At 58.1% G+C, this 17117-nt stretch carries 9 protein-coding genes and 5 pseudogenes; 11 read left to right on the top strand and 3 right to left on the bottom strand.

Annotation, left to right across the window (positions count from 1 at the left end):
- Positions 1 to 140: 140 nt before the first annotated feature.
- Positions 141 to 2691 (top strand): annotated as a pseudogene (locus NMA58_RS30315) (DUF3141 domain-containing protein).
- 67 nt (positions 2692 to 2758) lie between these two features.
- Positions 2759 to 3070, top strand: a pseudogene (locus NMA58_RS30310) (transposase); the annotation flags it as partial.
- A 45-nt stretch (positions 3071 to 3115) separates the two neighbouring features.
- On the opposite strand, the pseudogene NMA58_RS30305 reads toward NMA58_RS30310, so the two are convergent.
- Positions 3116 to 4031: pseudogene (locus NMA58_RS30305) on the bottom strand (transposase); the annotation flags it as partial.
- A gap of 38 nt (positions 4032 to 4069) precedes the next feature.
- On the opposite strand from NMA58_RS30305, the pseudogene NMA58_RS30300 reads away from it, so the two are divergent.
- Both NMA58_RS30300 and istB read left to right on the top strand, forming a co-directional pair.
- Positions 4070 to 4276, top strand: a pseudogene (locus tag NMA58_RS30300) (IS21 family transposase); the annotation flags it as partial.
- Positions 4276 to 5076 carry an IS21-like element ISSme2 family helper ATPase IstB gene (gene istB / locus NMA58_RS30295; protein ID WP_416068524.1) on the top strand — a complete coding sequence of 267 codons (801 nt, stop codon included), beginning with the start codon at positions 4276 to 4278 and terminating at the stop codon, positions 5074 to 5076. The pseudogene NMA58_RS30300 and the gene istB, both read left to right, overlap by 1 nt.
- A gap of 325 nt (positions 5077 to 5401) precedes the next feature.
- Here the strand turns inward: istB and NMA58_RS30290 are convergent, their stop codons facing one another.
- Positions 5402 to 6352 carry a LysR family transcriptional regulator gene (locus tag NMA58_RS30290; RefSeq protein ID WP_416068525.1) on the bottom strand — a complete coding sequence of 317 codons (951 nt, stop codon included), beginning with the start codon at positions 6350 to 6352 and terminating at the stop codon, positions 5402 to 5404.
- 1133 nt (positions 6353 to 7485) lie between these two features.
- On the opposite strand from NMA58_RS30290, the gene NMA58_RS30285 reads away from it, so the two are divergent.
- The 4 genes from NMA58_RS30285 to NMA58_RS30270 all read left to right on the top strand — a co-directional run bounded on the left by NMA58_RS30285 (position 7486) and on the right by NMA58_RS30270 (position 12572).
- Positions 7486 to 8499 carry a LysR family transcriptional regulator gene (locus tag NMA58_RS30285; protein WP_416068526.1) on the top strand — a complete coding sequence of 338 codons (1014 nt, stop codon included), beginning with the start codon at positions 7486 to 7488 and terminating at the stop codon, positions 8497 to 8499.
- Positions 8500 to 9514: 1015 nt separating this feature from the next.
- The gene (locus tag NMA58_RS30280) at positions 9515 to 10051 is read left to right on the top strand and encodes a flavin reductase family protein (protein ID WP_416068527.1); all 537 of its coding nucleotides are present in this window, start codon (positions 9515 to 9517) and stop codon (positions 10049 to 10051) included.
- A 398-nt stretch (positions 10052 to 10449) separates the two neighbouring features.
- Complete coding sequence (locus tag NMA58_RS30275; RefSeq protein WP_416068528.1) at positions 10450 to 10896, top strand: helix-turn-helix domain-containing protein; 447 nt, start codon at positions 10450 to 10452, stop codon at positions 10894 to 10896.
- Positions 10897 to 11540: 644 nt separating this feature from the next.
- Positions 11541 to 12572 carry an IS110 family transposase gene (locus tag NMA58_RS30270; protein WP_099086550.1) on the top strand — a complete coding sequence of 344 codons (1032 nt, stop codon included), beginning with the start codon at positions 11541 to 11543 and terminating at the stop codon, positions 12570 to 12572.
- 409 nt (positions 12573 to 12981) lie between these two features.
- Here NMA58_RS30270 and NMA58_RS30265 read toward each other — a convergent pair whose 3' ends face one another.
- Positions 12982 to 14196 (bottom strand): IS701 family transposase, encoded by a 1215-nt coding sequence (locus tag NMA58_RS30265; RefSeq protein ID WP_416068529.1) that lies wholly within the window; start codon positions 14194 to 14196, stop codon positions 12982 to 12984.
- A gap of 433 nt (positions 14197 to 14629) precedes the next feature.
- On the opposite strand from NMA58_RS30265, the pseudogene tnpA reads away from it, so the two are divergent.
- The 3 genes and pseudogenes from tnpA (at position 14630) to tnpC (ending at position 17117) form a co-directional block, all read left to right on the top strand.
- A pseudogene (tnpA, locus tag NMA58_RS30260) lies at positions 14630 to 15063 on the top strand (IS66-like element accessory protein TnpA).
- Between the two features lie 56 nt (positions 15064 to 15119).
- On the top strand, positions 15120 to 15413 hold the full coding sequence (gene tnpB / locus NMA58_RS30255; protein WP_112982801.1) for an IS66 family insertion sequence element accessory protein TnpB: 294 nt from the start codon (positions 15120 to 15122) through the stop codon (positions 15411 to 15413).
- 45 nt (positions 15414 to 15458) lie between these two features.
- Positions 15459 to 17117, top strand: coding sequence for an IS66 family transposase (gene tnpC / locus NMA58_RS30250; RefSeq protein ID WP_416068531.1), 1659 nt, complete (start codon positions 15459 to 15461; stop codon positions 17115 to 17117).

Genomic DNA, 17117 nt, shown 5'->3' with positions numbered 1-17117 from the left:
GTTGTTACTAAAGAGTTTCTCGTTTGGCATGCCACGTGCGGTTCAAAAGATGGGCGAGATACGTCTCACGATTAGCGATCCGAGGAGATCAACAATCTCGGAACTGCTCGCCGCAAAGTTGTTGAGGTTGCCTGTTGGTAATGGGATCACGACCGAGGACTTCGACACATGCAAGGATCGACTCGCGTGATGACCGAAGAGGTGGGCAGGCAGACTGCTGCCCAAGCCGTACCATTCGGCTCACATCCGTCGAACGAGTTTATGTCGAACCTGAGCCTGCCGACCATCGACAGCGGCAAACGAGCGAAGGAGAGCATATCATGGCAAACCAATTTGCAATGCACGATCCGGTCCGCCGTTCGAAAGCGACATCAAGTCAACTAGAACAGTTCTGCATTCCACGTTGCTTTGGGACCTTCCTAGAAGACATTGTGGCTGCAACCAATGGCGCTGCGTTCACCATATTGATCGCCCTACATCGGCGCATTCAGCGCATAGTCAACGCCCAATTGGAGAGCAACGCCCACAAACTCCGGAGTAATAAGGAGTTGTTAGCGCGGCTGCTCGAAGTGAACGAAAACGGAAAACTTGAGGCGTTTTGGTGGGAATACCTTCAGGACGCGGCCGAACGCTCCGCGTTAACTGCGGATGTCTTCAGAGTGACTGGCGACCTCTTCAACGAACATGAGGCGGCCGGATGTCCCCCCGTACTGTTCTACGAACATGAAGTAATCATGGATGGACGGGATTTGCCCGTAAAGTCCAATTATTTGTTGCTTCGTATAATCCCGCCAGATGATGTAGTGGTCGATGAAACTCGTCGCCCAGTTATTATAATCTGTCCGCGCGCTGGACATGGTGTAGGCGCTGGCGGCCACAACGCCGAAAGCCAAGTTGGTTGGGCACTGCGCTGCGGACATCAGGTCTACCTTATTTCGTTCCGACGCCTGCCGGAGGAGGGGCAGAATCTCTCTAGCGTCATGGAGACCGAAATGGTATTCGTCCGCGAGGTCGCGCGTCGGCATCCAAACGCCAGCAAACCAGTCTTGATTGGAAACTGCCAAGGTGGTTGGGCGACTCTTAACCTCGTTGCAACATACCCCGACTTGGAAGGTCCCGTCGTGGTCAATGGCGCTCCAGTGTCGTTCACCGCGGGCAAGCTCGGACACCACTCCTTCCGTTACAATGCAGGTCTACTCGGTGGGACTTGGACAGTCATGTTCCTGTCCGATCTTGGGGGCGGACTATTCGACGGCGCCCATCTCACATTGAATTTCTTGATGTTCAGACCTGATCGTCAGCTGTTCCGCTATTTCGATCTGTTCCGCGACGTAGACACGGCGCAGGAGACTTTTATTCGAGCCGAGACATGGTGGAGTAGCTTCTGCCTTCTCGCTGAGAACGAAATCCGTTGGATCATTGAACATCTTTTTGTCGGCAGTCGGCTCGTGAAAGGCCGAGCTCGATTGGAGCCTGGGCGACCAGCTATCGATCTGAAGGAAATCCGCGCACCCCTTGTCGTCTTTTCCAGCCACGGCGACCAAATTACTCCCCCAGCACAAGCAAGAACTACGCTTGCTCGGCAAGCGCATCATCTACTTACTAAACGATGAAGTTGGCCATCTCGGAATTTTCATCTCGTCAGATGTCATGAGCAAAGAGTACCACGAGGTCGTCACAACGCTAGATGCAATCGAGTTGCTGGCACCCGGTATCTATGAGCTATGCATTAAGAATTTCAAAGAGGTTGGAGCAAACGAGCCTTATTCTGTCGAAATCGCGGAGCGCAGCTTTGACGACATTAGAGCTCTCTGCGACAATTTTGATTGCGAAAGCGCCTTCACCGCCGTCAGCCGCGTCTCCGAGTTTCAGGCGCAGCTCTATCAGATGCTGGCACGCCCGTTTGTAAAGATGGCAGTCACGAATTTTGGAGCAGAACTCGGCCGGGCCATGCACCCGCTGCGTCTTTCGCGGACGTTAACGTCTTCAAACAATCCGTTCACTGGCAGCGTCGAGTATGCAGCCAAACTGGTAAGAGAATGCCGCCACAAAGCCTCAGAGGATAACCCCTTTCTAGCTGTGGAAGCTGCCTGGGTCCTGAGCGTTAGGTCGACCCTGGAGTTCTGGCGCGAGTGTCGTGACATGTCCAGTGAGATGTTGTTTCTCACCCTCTGGAACACGCCTTGGGTATGCTACATTGAACATTTCCGCAAGTGGAACGAAGAAAGCACCCTTGTTGATGATCGGCAGCAGGTATCCGGATCCATTACAGCGCTTTCGGACAGCAAAGCCGGCGGCTTCGTCGAAGCTGTCATTCGCATGTTGGTGCTCCTTGTGAAAGATCGTCACTCAGTACGCCGCGATCGTCTCAGGCGCTGGGTGGATGTCCTCAAAATTGAACCTTTTAAGTCGCTAGACACTGAACGCCTGCAAACCATAATTCGTCAGCAGGCATCTATAGCCAGCGATGAGGTGGAGCACGCGATCCAGACCCTGCCGATTCTGTTGCCCGAGTGCGAGAAGCGACGCCTTGCCTATCGCCTCGTATGCCATATCATCGGCCCAGCGAAGGAAATGCTTCCGGGAACTCGTGCATTGTTGCAGCAGTTCGCCGAAGTGCTCGAACAGCCTCGCGCCGAAGGCGATGTTGCTGAGAATCCATTGTCGATTGTCCCGGATCAGCGCCCATGAGACAGCGTTGGTTTAGTTGAGAAAAGAGGATTTTCGGCTCATCGTAGCTCTATCGAAGGAAGTGAACATGGGACATAAATCCGGGCCGCAGACATCGGCGGCCGAGAAGACAATCAAGGACATTCGGCGCCCCACGCGCAAGCATCATTCGGCCGAGGACAAAATCCGTATCGTGCTGGAGGGCCTTCGCGCCGACGACAGCATCGCCGCGATCTGCCGTCGCGAGGGGATCGCGGAGCGCCTGTATTATAGCTGGTTGAAGGAATTCCTGGAGGCGGGCAAGAAACGGCTTGCCGGTGACACCGCCCGCTCGGCGACCAGTGATGAGGTGAAAGCGCTGCGTCGTGAAAGCCGCGATCTGAAGGAGGCGCTAGTCAACGGCCGCCTTGTTGTTGTGCATTCGGGATTGGAGGCTATCCAGCTATGACCCAAGACGGTCGCGGGCTCGATTGAGGTGGAGCAAGCACGTTCGGGCACCATGGATCAACAATCTACGCAGATAGGAGCTGCTTGCTGATACCGAGCAACGTCGTCTTGCCTCCGGTTGAATACTCTCGGGGAACCAGACCGAGCCAAGCCGCCATGTCGCGTGCTCTGCGGAACTGCCGCCCAGTCCCGGCTGCAGCCATGAGACCCGTTGCCGCCAGAGCGCCAATGCCGGGAACGGTCATCAGTCGGCGTTCGGTGTCGCTGCCATCGGCGACGGCTTCAATCTGTCGACTTGCCTCTGCGATCCGGCTCTCCAGGTAGCGCATGTCCTCGAACACCGTCCAACGCGCGTCACGATCCTTCTGGGCAAGCTTGGCCGGCCTTGTCCTTCCAGGCCTCGGGGATCTCGCCCGCTTTGATCGCCTCTTTCTCGTCCTGGCTATTGTGCTGCTTGGGGGCCTGGATGATCGTTGCACCAACGATCTGACCGCCCTTGGCCAGGTAGCCGGACCGCAACAGATGCTTGTCGAAGCGGGGCGAACAGATTGTCGATGGCACCGGCCCGCACCAGGTTATCGCGAAACAGCCAGATCGTCTTGGCGTCCGGCACCTTCTCGGACAGGGAAAGGCCGAGGACCCGCATGAACGACAGCCGGTCCTGTATGACGAATTCAGCCTGGTTGTCGGAGAGATTGTAGAGCGCCTGTAGCACCAGGATCTTGAACATCAGCACCGAAGGAAAGGCAGGCCGTCCCCCCCTTCGATCCGTCGGATCGCTTCAGCGCCTTCGCCAAAGACTTCTCGAATACAGCCCAGGGAATGATGGCGTTGAGCTTCTCCAGCGGATCGCCGACGGCACTCACCTGCTGATACCGCTCGTCCAGATCCCAAAAACCAGGCTGTCCCCGCATCGTCCGTTCCCTGCAAGTCACGCAAGCCGGATTGAACAGGCCGTGTGATCATCCGTCACGCGGGCCAGGTAGTGGCCGATCATGCTCTCTGCCAGGGACGGCGACAACGGATCGTGGACCGGTCCCATTTTGTTGGCGTGGCTGGTAGCGAAGGACTGGTGCGCACAGCTCCAGTTGAGATAGCGCCAGCCGCCTTGCTGCGGCCGCTCGCCGAATACGAGGCGGTTGTTGGAGGAGGCTGGTGATGACGAACGTGGATCACGACCTGCTCATCGCAACACTCGATCGACTGAAACTGACGGCGATCCGCGATCAGCTCGACACTCTGCTTGACGAGGCGGCCCGCTCGAAGATGAACTTGCGCGAAGCTCTGGCATTCCTGGTATCGCGAGAGATTGCCCGGCGCGATGAGCGGCGCATCTCCATGTCGAGCAAGCTGGCGCAGTTCCCGTTCGTGCGCGAACTCGACGGCTTTGACTTCGAGGCGCAGCCGTCGCTTGATCATGGGCAAATCAGGGAACTGGCGACCTGCCGCTGGATCGCTCACGGCGATACGGTCCTATTCCTTGGGCCTCCTGGTACGGGTAAAACCCACCTTGCTGTCAGCCTTGGCCGCGAGGCGATACGTCAGAACTACAACGTGCAGTTCGTGACCGCTGCCACGTTGGTAGCGATGCTGGCCAAAGCACACAACGATGGTTCGCTCGACAAGCAATTGACGATCTTGTCGCGGCCGAAATTGCTGATCATCGACGAGCTCGGCTATCTTCCGTTCGAAGCCAACGCCGCCCACCTGTTCTTCCAATTGGTCTCTCGGCGCTATGAGAAGGGATCAATCCTGATCACCTCCAACCGCTCTGTGGGAGAATGGGGAAGCGTCTTTGGTGACCCAGTGGTTGCCACGGCGATACTGGACCGCCTGCTTCATCATTCGACCGTGATCACCATCCGAGGCGACAGCTATCGGCTTCGCGAAAAGCGCCGCTCCGGCCTTCTGCAGAAGGCCGGAGCGGCGCTTGAACCAAACGAAACGACCAATCAATGAAGGGGGTCAAATCTTCGTTTCGCCCAAGGGGTCAATTCCTCGCTTCGCTTGACAGAAGCGGGTGGCAAAGCCTATTCCGTCAGATCGATTGGCTCTCGGTGGCGGCCCCTCTTGGGGTAGTGCCGCCGGCGGCGGCGCGCGCCGAGCTCGGCCAGCTCTTCTTCGAATGGCAAGGCGAGGACCAGCCAGACCTGCTAGAAGGAGCCAAGTCGACGAGCAGACCACGTAATGGATGGCTACATTAAGTGCAAGGGCGAGAAGGGCCTCGTGCAGCGGCGACACCTAGCACACCATGAGAACTGTCAAAGTCTGTGAAATGCATTTCTCAAACGCCGCTGGGCCCAGGACGTCCGCTGGCGTTAGTCAGGGCAGCCATGCGACCGGCCTCCTGTAGCAAAATCTCTTGCATCCAAATGCTTGCCTGATCCCTGTTGCGACGGGCGGGCCACTGGACGGCCATGGTAAATGCTGGAAGTGCCAGCGGGAGCTCGACGATCCGCAAGGGAATTAACTTTGCGAAATGACAGGCGAGCCGCAAGGGTATGGTCGCTATACGCTCGGTCCCTGACAGCAGCGGCGGGATCAAGCTGAAGCCGGGCGCGACGACCTCAATGCGCCTCTTTAGACCGTGCTCGACCAGTAACCATTCTTCGATGGAGGGCTTCAGCGCAGGCCCGAACTTGGCTACAACATGCCCCATCGACAGGTATTTCTCAGGGGAAAGCTGCTGTGAAAGTTGTTTGTTCATGGCGCAGCCCACGCAGACGAGTGTCTCCTCAAACAGTCTCGCTTGGGGATGCGCGTTCGACATGAACTGCTCAGGAAGGATTAGGAAATCGATTTCACCGCGCCGGAGTAGCTCATTGGGTTCATCGGCGGGAGCCAGCAATTCAAAGCCGACGGCTGGAGCCTCCCGCGCCACACGCTCTACAACCTTTTCGAAGAAGACAAGTGTCACGAAATCGGACACAATAATTCTGAAACGTCGCTCGGACATGGCAGGATTGAACACGTCGCATGAAATGATGGAAAACTGAATATGAAGCAGAACATCGCGGACTGCGGGGGCAAGGGCTTTGGCACGCGGAGTTGGGAGGAATTTGCGGCCCTGCATTGTAAACAGCTCATCACCGAAATAGGTGCGTAGCCGGGCGAGAGCAGAACTCATGGCCGGCTGACTGAGGTTAATGCTACGTGCAGCTGCGGTGACGCTTTGTTGTGACATCAGAGCATCGAACGCAACTAGAAGATTGAGATCGAGGCCCTTAAAACGCATGCTTTGACGTGTCCACAGTGCGGGTCATTGACATCCAAACAGTAACTCTTATTGCCAAATGACGCCGTCGGGGTAACGGCGCTCAGGGCAAGTCACGGGTCTCTATGAAACCGCGAAACAGGGATCAGGCGCTCAGTAGAACTCAACCTGGCGTGTCTTAGACACCCTCATGCGAATGGGCGCTCGACCACAACGTGGCCGAGTCAATTTGACCGCAGCTAATCGTCATGATCATTTTAGCGGCGATGCAATTGCCATGAAGTGCGTGGCTGAATAGGCACCCGCGCGTCAAGATTCAGAATAGCTTTTGGTGTCGTGCAGCCTTGGTCTAGCGTATGGCCGCCTTGGTGCGTCAGCTCGCCGGCAGAGCACGCAGCCCCCATTTGTGCGTCCCACCGCCCACTGCTAAACCGCATCATCTTTGTTGGGCCTGGCTCCGGGCTGCAATGTCGTGGACACATCAATGGGATCTCTCTCCGATAAATGAATAGTAAGGACATCCTAGTGCTTTCTGACGTTTCCTTGCCATGCAAACTTCAAATCCCAACATGCGCTGCGGACATGATTGAGGAACTCCTTGCGAAGAAGCGTTAGCGAAACAGCGCTGGCGTAGGGCTCATCAACGCGGCCGGACAGGGCCGCTGGCGCGACACAGGTCCTGAGCGTCGGAGGTGAGGGCCTCCAGTTAGTACGAGCACATTGACCAAGAAGCATGAAAACGAATGTATCCATGGCGTGGATGACAGCCATGCGAAACTCGATTTTTGCACTCTCGGGGAATTCGACTAGAAAGGCGTGTGCACTATCGCAGGCAAAGTGGAATCACGCCGAGAGGCATTGTTGCAAAGGGATCATAATTGGCAGTTCGGGCATCCAATAAACTGAGTTCAGGAAACGAATATAATTTCGGCATATGTCGGGCATGCTGTTTTGGCGCGTTGAGCTAAACTCAAGTTAGGGAATGCCTGCAAATGTCTATACCGCGCCGGACCCTTGAACGCATCGTCATAGCCTAAGTGCTTCCAACCGACCCGCCGTTCGCTATCGTGAAAGGCGGAGGAAGGATTTTCTTAATCCCTCGCAAACGGCCAAGGGTGTGGGGTGAGAACATCATTGTCCGAGGAGAGAAAATTATGGATCACTCCGTTTGGAAGAGGTCACATTCGTTCATCGTTGACGGTGACGCCGCACAGCAACGACAGATGCCGAGCTTGACATCAATCGACCTGAACCTGCTGGTGGAGCTCGAAGCGCTATTGCAGTACCGGAATATAACACATGCGGCCCAACACATCGGCCGAAGTCAACCGGCAATGAGCCGGGCACTATCAAGACTGCGTGGCATGTTCAATGACGATCTGTTGGTTCGCGGCTCGCGCGGTTTGGTGCCGACGCCGCGGGCCGAACGCCTGGGCAATATGCTGCCGTCTGTATTGAACGCGATCCGCGAAATGGTGAATCGTAGCTTAACCCCCAGAGACATGCGCTGGAAGGCAACTATCGCGATTCCCGACCATCAAGCGCTCATCTTGCTTCCGCGTCTATTGCCCCGTCTGCAGGAGCGTGCACCTCATCTCGACATCGTCACCAATCCGCTGTTGGACTGTGCGCTGCGGCGGCTTGAGCAAGGTGAGATTGATTTAGCTGTTGGGCAGATCAGTGCCGCACCGCCGGGCTTCTTGCGGCGTAAGCTTTACGCGGACCGCCTCACCTGTCTGCTACGCCACGACCACCCAGTGCTAGAGCGAGAGTGGAGCATAAGTGCCTTCGCTGAGTTGCGTCACGCCTCCATTTTGTCAGACGCCAACGACCGCTTCGGTCAGGTCTATGACGAACTTTCCAAGCTGGGGATATTGGGCCGGTATCCGATCGCGGTCTCCAATGTGCTGACGGCGGCAGTTGTGATTGCGGCGACCGATCTTGTCCTCGTCATGCCGCATCGCATCGCTACCCAGATCGCTACCATGCTGCCGCTCGCGGTTCTCCATCCTCCCGTGGACCTGACGCCATATGAGGTTGCGTTGATCTGGCACGAGCGTTCCCATCGTGACCCGGAACATCAGTGGCTCCGCCACGAAATCGCCGCGGCAGCGCGACCTGACCGGAACGCACCAAACGACAAATCAAGGGGTGAGGAGACTGAATGATAGGCTTTGGGCTTTTGGACCGGGCGCGTCTCTCAGGAAGCCGGCCGCAGGACAATGCCCTCGGGCACCTCGCCTGCAGTGGCAAGAGGCCAGAGTGCAATCGGCAACGTGCAGGCAAGCGCCGCGATCATTTCTTCCAGTGGTTTTGCGGTCGTAGGCACGCTTTCGTCGAATCAGCGGGCACGGCGCCGTCCTTCTGGAACTGGAGAAAGCGCCAAGCGAGCTGAATAGTGCCACGCCGCACAGGCACTGCCGGTGCGCGCGCGAGCCCCTTCTCGCGGCGGCGCTATCGGGCCCAGGCACACCAGCGATGCTGGATATAAGGCTTCTGCAAAGGCTCACATTTGATCGCGGGAACAAATGTGGCGGCCGGACATTGCACCTAGGTTATCTCGATCAGAGTAACGAGTATGCCACCGTGGTCAAGAGCTGTGAGGGAAGGGCCTGTGGCAAACGGCTTTGCCATCAAAGTGGCTCAAATCCTGCGCTCGCGCTGCCCGAACGCACCGGGTCTGAGACTGAATATCTTAAGCGACTGAAGCACCCGGAGCTAATAGCGACTGCCTCGCTATTAGCTCTCACCAAGGTGTGCCCATCCATCGCACGCCTCAACTCGCGCAGGCTGGTCGCGCTTTTCTAGCGCCCTCACACCAGACGTTTCTACGGAGCTCAAGGTCGACGCTCCATAAGCCCGATGGGTAAGCCGACGCTTTTGTGCAATTGAAATGCTTGTCGCTGGCCTCGCGACATCGAACCTGGCACAAATCCGGACTTCGCGAAGGCCTGTTCGGCAAGGGCGATCAAGCTCTGCTATGATTACGCGAACCTGATGCATGCCTTGGCGCATTCACGGCACCGATGGTTGCCATGCAAACAAGCGATTTCTCGCATCTCGCCGCATGCTGCATAATCCTGCGACAGCACCATAGATCGCAGCAATGGGCACGCTGTTTCGTTTACCCCGTTGGGTGAGGCGGCTCGAGGAAGATTGCTTCCTAAACAAAGGAGTAATCCCATGCCGGACCAGTTGCACGTGCACACCGACATAGTGATCCGCAATGGCGCAGACCCGGTGAACTCCGACGCCCTGAAATGTGCTTTGCGCAGGATGGGCGGTGGCGTTAGCATCATCACCGCAGGGGAGGGTGAAGAGCGTACAGGAGCAACTGTTACTTCCGCGACTGCCCTCTCGATCGAGCCACCATGCATGCTCGTTTCCCTCAATCGTTCCTCGTCGACGTGGCCTGCCGTCGCGCGGTTCGAGCATTTTTGCGTCAACATCCTGGGCCACGCCCACGAGATACTGGCGAACCAGTTCGCCGGTCGAGGCGGGCTGAAAGGCGCGGAACGCTATCGCGGTGCTGAGTGGACGCAATTGATCAGCGGCGCGCCTGTCCTTAAGGATGCCGTGGCGGCCGTGGACTGCAAGGTTGAGGAAGCCATAGAACGATACAGCCATGTAATTGTGCTCGGCCGCGTCGTCGGCATTTGCATCGGCAACGGCGGCTCATTGGTTTATCGTGGCGGCCGCTATTTTCCACTAGCCGAGTAATGAGAGAGGCGAAGCTCACCGTGTTGAAGCTTTGGGCCTAATCGGGCCGCGAAGTCCTTGCCCTTATGGAGTTCCTACGCATCCGCTTTGCATTCACGAAAAGCGTACCATAGCCGCCGAGATTGCCCCCTGCACATGCACGATGGAGATGGCGGAAGCCTTGGGAGAAGCCAGCGCGACCATTGCTTCGATCCTTTGTTCAACACAGGTCAACCGGCTCTAGGACTGAGCAGCAGATCGGCGCTGCCGTGGAAAATCTGCGCCAACATGGAATGATAGCAACGACCCGAGCTGAAGGAGGTTTGGATGGCAGGGATTGCAGTCACAGGGATGGACCTGACGGCGGCGCAAGTTCGGGCTGCTGCAGCGAAGATGCGGGATGCCCTGGGGCGCGTCGGATGCTGGCGACTGCTCTGGTCTTGGAGGGCGTCGACCATAAGACGGCGGCCGAGACCTGTGGCATGGATCGCCAGACGCCGCGCGACTGGGTCCATCGCTACAATGCGGACGGGCTGAGCGGGCTTTCCAACCGTAGGTCACCGGGGCGCCCGCCATGGCTGACGCCGGCGCAGAAGGCCGCGTTGGTGGCGCTGGTGGAACAAGACCCCGATCCCGAGCGCTACGGCGTAATGCGCTGGCGGCGCAAAGACCTGAAGCGACGGATCGAGGAGATGCTCGGGGCTGTCATGCAGGAGCGCACTGTGGCCGCGCAACTGGCCGAACTCGCGTTCGTGCGGCTGACGCCGCGTCCCCGTCACCCGAAGCCAGGGGAAGGGACCCAGGGGGATGCAAAAAGACTTCCCCGCCGCAGTGGCAGAAATCGCCGGTGGCCTCGCCAAGGGTAAAATGATCGAATTGGTTCGAGTGTATGGTTCGCCTCCGCTTTGCAAGAAGAAACGACAGTCCCGTCAGATCCTGCTTCAGCGAATCCGGCTTATTTGGGCGAAATTGCCCAAGCCACAATGGGAGCCGCTGGAATGCCAGCCAACATGCGCCGGAACAAGCCTGGAAGGCGACGAAACGCTTTTGGCCATTTTGTTCGAAGAACGTGATCAGCCGTGATCTGGTGAATTATTGACGAAAAACGATGTCGGCCCCGATCTGCCTGATTTGCATGCGGTGGCTCCTTCTTTTTGGATGACGAAGCGTAGTCGCCCGAGAGGAGGCGACCTCATTCAAAAACATGAGGCAAATCGGCCAATAAGGAACATTGATACGGGTCTAGCCCCACGTGGAGCCTGTTCGCGCGGCCGCGGGACCGGCTACAAATGCCTACACCTTCGCCACCGTCTGCCCGGCGCGCCGCCCTAGCTTTCCGGTTTCGGCCCGGATTTCCTGCGGCTGGGGTCTCGAACCTGGCGCCCCAGCTCTAGATGCCGTAATGGGCCGGCGTCTCATGAGTAGCCAGTTGGGTGGCTGTCCCTCAGAATGATGATGTTTGGAAACGAGGTCCGAGCGATCGGCCTCAAGCATCATGAGAGGAACAGCCATGGAATATTATGCAGGAATCGACGTCTCGCTGAAAGAGAGCAGCGTGTGCGTGGTCGACGCGACGGGCAAGTTGGTTCGCGAGGTCAAGGTAGGCAGCGAGCCTGAATGCCTGGTCGGGTATTTTGATCAACTGGACTTTCCGGTAGAGCGCATCGGCCTTGAAGCGGGGCCGTTGTCCCAATGGCTACACGCGGCTCTCGTTGCTGCGGGTCATGAGGTGGTTTTGCTGGAAACGCGGCATGTGAAGGCGGCGCTTTCGGCGATGACGGTGAAGACCGACCGCAAGGATGCACGGGGGATCGCGCAACTGCTCCGCATGGGGTGGTATCGTCCGGTCCACGCCAAATCGTCGCCGGCCCAGGACACTCGGGCTCTCCTGGTTGGCCGCAAGCTTCTGCAATCCAAGCTGCTCGACGTCGAGCTCAGCATCCGGGGTATCCTGCGTGGCTATGGATTAAAGGTCGGCGAAGTCAGCCGAGGGCGTTTCGAGGCGCGCATCCGCGAACTGATTGCAGGGCATGCGATATTGTCGATGGTGATTGACGCGATGCTGACGGCGCGAGCAGCGCTGTGGAGCGAATTTACGAAGCTGCACCGCGAGATGCTCAGGATCGCCCGCGCCGACAGAGTTTGCCAACGGCTGATGAGTGCGCCGGGTGTCGGTGCCTTGGTTGCGCTGACCTACCGCTCCGCGGTCGATGATCCAGCCCGGTTCGAAAAGTCCAGCACAGTGGGTGCCTACTTCGGGCTGACGCCGAAGAAATATCAATCCGGCGAAACTGATCGCGATGGCGGTGTCAGCAAGGTCGGCGACGCGATGGTGCGAACCGCATTGTTCGAGTCTGCGCACATAATGCTGACGCGGGCGACGCGCTTTTCCAGTCTAAAGCGCTGGGCGCTCGATGTGGCCAGGCGTCGCGGGATGAAGCGCGCGAAGGTTGCCCTCGCACGCAAACTGGGTGTCGTACTTCACCGCATGTGGATGGATGCGACGGACTTTCGCTGGAGCGCAAACCCTATGGCGGCATGAAGAGAGCTACGTGATTGACGCGGGCAAGTGCAAGGCTTGCGTCTGATGAGGTCCCGTCGCTGGGACGCAGGCTTGGCAAGGTCGTGTGTAGTGCTGTGACCGCTTCGGCGAAGCACGCTTTCTAGATTGACCTGTCGGCTTGTTGATCTGATGGCATAGTGTGGCGGTCTTCGTGCTGACCACGGACAGAAGCATGGCCTCAGCGACGAGATAATCATTCAGAGGGACTTGACGAACAAAGGCCCATTACAGAAGCATTACAGTTGCATTTTAGTTTTCAGATGAGCTCGTCGAGCGGCGGCCTGATGGGCTCGCCTCCAGCATGACCATGCGATGATGTAGGCTGGCTTTATGCGACGCTTGGCAAGCCTGGTGGCAATGCGCCGGATTTCCTGGACGGACCAGCGGATCAGATCTTGATGGTCGGCATCCTCGGTCTTTTTTGGGGTGTCGCGTCGTTGGCGCGGTACCGGATCACTGCCAGCATGGCGAATGCGAGCATGACGAGGGAGACGTGGCGATGCCAGCCATGCCATGATCGGGTCTCATTGTGATCGAGACCAAGCTCGTTTTTGGCAGTCTCGAAGCTGTCTTCGATCGCCCAACGATGGCCTTCCACCGTCACCAGCTTTTCCATGGACGTGCCAACCGGGCACCATGTGGAGAAGAAAGCAAGATCGCCATCGGCGATGCTGCGGCGGATCAGCAGTCCGCGTGTCCAGATACCGGGGAATGCCGCGTCGAAAACATCGGCGTCGAGATCGGCCAGTTCGAGATATGCCCAATCATGCAACCGTGCGCCTTTTGTGCCATCGCCTGCCGACAGGCGTCGCCAGAAATTCTCAGGCAGGGCTTCAGCGATGTCCTTCGCCGTGCCGGCCACAGCAAGCGGCTTACCCCAGGAGCGGAAGGGATGGTTGGCGTTCACGCCCAGCACATAGCCCTTGGCGGCTCGCTTGAGTGCCATTTCGATGTCGCCCACGCCATAAACACTATCGGCAGCCACCCAGGAAAACGGCGCATCCGAAGCGATCGCCCGCTCGATCATCGTGAGCGCCAATGCCGGCTTGGTCAGAAAGCCGATATTGTCCGGCACATGGGTCCTGGCCATACGTTCCCGGTCATCCGTCCAGGCTTTCGGCAGATAGAGTGCCCGGTCGATGAAGGCATGACCATGCAGGGAGACATACGATGCGAACACGCCGATCTGGCAATTGGTGATCTTGCCCGCCGAACCTGTATATTGCCGACCGACCCCGCAGGACGCCTTGCCTTGCTTGAGAAAACCAGTCTCGTCGATCACCAGGACTGCATCAGGATCAGCCAGTGTCTCAAGGACATAGCCACGAACGATGTCGCGCAAAGCATCCGCATCCCAGTGTCCCCGGCCCAAAATCGCCTGTTGCCGCCACGGGCCGGGATCGCCAGCCGCTTCCGCGCGCATCCATCCCGTCTTGCGCCGCTCGTCACCCAGCAAGCCGTCCAGAAAAAGGTTTGCCGATGCGGCAACGCGCTCCTGCGTAAACAATCCGCTCATACGACCCTTCACCTCGCGCAGCGAGGATGCCCAAAGCTCCAGCGTCGTCTCTATCGATGCACCAATCATCCATGACCTCCGAATCATGGAGACCTATAGATTCAGGCAATGCAAATAAATGCAACTGTAATGCTTCTGTAATGGGCCTTTGTTCGTCAAGTCCCTCTGAATGATTATCTCGTCGCTGAGGCCATGCTTCTGTCCGTGGTCAGCACGAAGACCGCCACACTATGCCATCAGATCAACAAGCCGACAGGTCAATCTAGAAAGCGTGCTTCGCCGAAGCGGTCACAGCACTACACACGACCTTGCCAAGCCTGCGTCCCAGCGACGGGACCTCATCAGACGCAAGCCTTGCACTTGCCCGCGTCAATCACGTAGCTCTCTTCATGCCGCCATAGGGTTTGCGCTCCAGCGAAAGTCCGTCGCATCGTATCCGTCCGAGCGAGACCGCCTTTGAATATTGGATAAAACTGTTCAGACCCTGTCCTTATTCCCAGGCATAAGGACAGTTGGGCAGATGGAGATTTTTGAAGGGGACAGCGGGTCTCGGGTGAGCCGTCTTGAGGTGATCAACACCGGACGGCGGCGTCGATTTACTGAGGATGAGAAGCTGCGGATTGTCGCAGAAAGCTTTGCGGGGAGAGGCCGGGCGTCGGCCACGGCCCGTCAGTACGGCATCAGCCGCTCGCTGTTAAACCGTTGGCGCAATCGGTTCGCCAGGGTTTGCACAGCCAGAAACAAACCGATGGTTTTGTGCCGGCGTTCGTCATGCCGGAAACTTTTGTGCCGGTGAAGCAGGTCACTCCACCTGCTGCGATGGAGCATCCGGTAGCGCCTCCTTCCGGCCGCATGGAGATTGTCGCGGCGAACGGCCGTCGTGTGGTCGTGGACGGCAGCGTCGACGTTGAGGCGCTGCTGCGGATCATGCGGGGTCTGGAGACGTTGCGGTGATCACGCTTCCTTCCGGTCAAAATGTGCGGGTGTGGATTGCAACGGGCCATACCGACATGCGGTGTGGGTTTCCATCGCTTGCGTTGCGGGTGCAGGAGGTGCTGAAACTGAACCCTCTGGACGGCAATCTTTTTGTATTCCGCGGTCGTAGCGGATCGCTGATAAAAGTGATCTGGAGTGACGGCCAGGGGAGCTGCCTTTTTACAAAAAAGTTGGACCGCGGCCGGTTCGTCTGGCCGTCTGCGGAAGGCGGCGCGATCGCGATATCACCCGCGCAGCTGAGTTATCTTCTGTCCGGGATCGACTGGAGGCACCCTCAAGAAACCTGGCGGCCGACGAAGGTCGGCTAGCATTATTCAATTGAAAATACAGGGGAAATCTGATCGAATGGCTTCATGATCTCAAAGCCTGTCGATCTTCCTGTGGATGTTGTTGGCGCTTACCTGGCGCTGCTTGGCGAGCATGAAGCCTTGCAGGCTAAACACGCTATCGCAGTTGCGGAAGCGGCCAATGCGCAGGCGATGCTCTCTGACAACGAGGCGCTGATCGTTGCTCTGGAATTGAAGATCGAGAAGCTCAGGCGCGAGTTGCGAGGCCAGCGCTCTGAACGCACGGCGCGCCTGCTCGACCAGTTGGAACTGCAGCTCGAGGAACTCGTGACGGCGGCGACGGAGGACGAGGTCGCGGCACAGGCAGCAAGCGCCAGAACCTCGAGCGTACGTTCGTTCACGCGCAAACGACCGGTGCGCAAGCCATGGCCGGACGATATCGAGCGCGAACGTATCGTCATCGAGCCGCCGACGACTTGCGCCTGCTGTGGTGGTTCACGCTTGTCGAAGCTGGGCGAGGACGTCACCGAGACGCTGGAAGAGATTCCGCGCCGGTTCAAGGTGATCGAGACGGTGCGGGAAAAGTTCACGTGCCGTGACTGTGAGGCGATCAGTCAGACGCCGGCACCGTTCCATGCCACGCCGCGCGGCTTCATCGGTCCTCATCTGTTGGCGACGATCCTGTTCGACAAGTTCGGCATGCACAGCCCGCTCAACCGGCAGAGTGCCCGGTTCAAATGCGAGGGGATCGATCTTTCGACCTCGACGCTGGCCGACCAGGTCGGGTACGCAACAGCCGCTCTCATGCCTGTCTTCGATCTGATCGAGGCGCATGTCTTTGCGGCCGAGCGTCTTCACGGTGATGACACCACCATTCCCATTCAGGCCAGGGACAAATGCACGACCGGACGCATATGGACTTACGTATGCGATGACCGGCCATTCGGGGGAACAGCGCCGCCAGCCGCAATCTATTATGCGTCGAGTGACCGGCGCGGCGAACATCCGCAGAAGCACCTGGCCAGATACGGCGGCATTCTACAGAGCGATTGCTACAATGGCTTCGAGCCGATCGCTGTTGCCGCAACGAAAGAGGTGCCGATCACCTTCGCCTTTTGCCATGCGCATGCGCGGCGTAAATTCTTTGAGCTGGCCGATATCCAGAAGAATGCGCGGGATCGCAAACGCAAGGGCAAGCCGATCTCGCCGATCGCGCTTGAGGCCGTCAAGCGCTACGACGAATTGTTCGGGATCGAGCGGCAGATCAACGGATTGAGTGCCGAAGAACGACTGGCTGCGCGGCAGGAGAGAAGCAAGCCGCTGTTCGATGACATGCACGAGTGGTTGACGAAGGAACGCGCCACGCTCAGCAGATCGTCCGAGGTCATCGAGCCGATCGATTACATGCTCAAGCGCTGGGAGGGCTTTGCCCTCTTCCTCGAAGACGGTAGAGTTTGTCTCACGAACAACGCAGCCGAGCGGGCGCTGAGAAGTGTCGCATTGGGAAGACGGAACTGGACCTTCGCCGGTTCCCAGCGTGGGGCCGATCGTGCCGCTGTCATGCTGACCGTCATCACCACCTGCCGCCTCAACGATGTCGACCCAAAGGCGTGGCTTGCCGATGTCCTGGCTCGCATCGCCGACCATCCTGTGACGCGCCTGCACGAACTGCTGCCCTGGGAGTGGAAACGTGCATCGCCGGCAACCGTAATGCTGGCGGCCTGA

The sequence above is a fragment of the Rhizobium sp. YTUHZ045 genome, from assembly GCF_051124255.1.
GTDB lineage: Bacteria > Pseudomonadota > Alphaproteobacteria > Rhizobiales > Rhizobiaceae > Rhizobium.
This window is presented reverse-complemented; position numbering and strand designations above follow the sequence as displayed.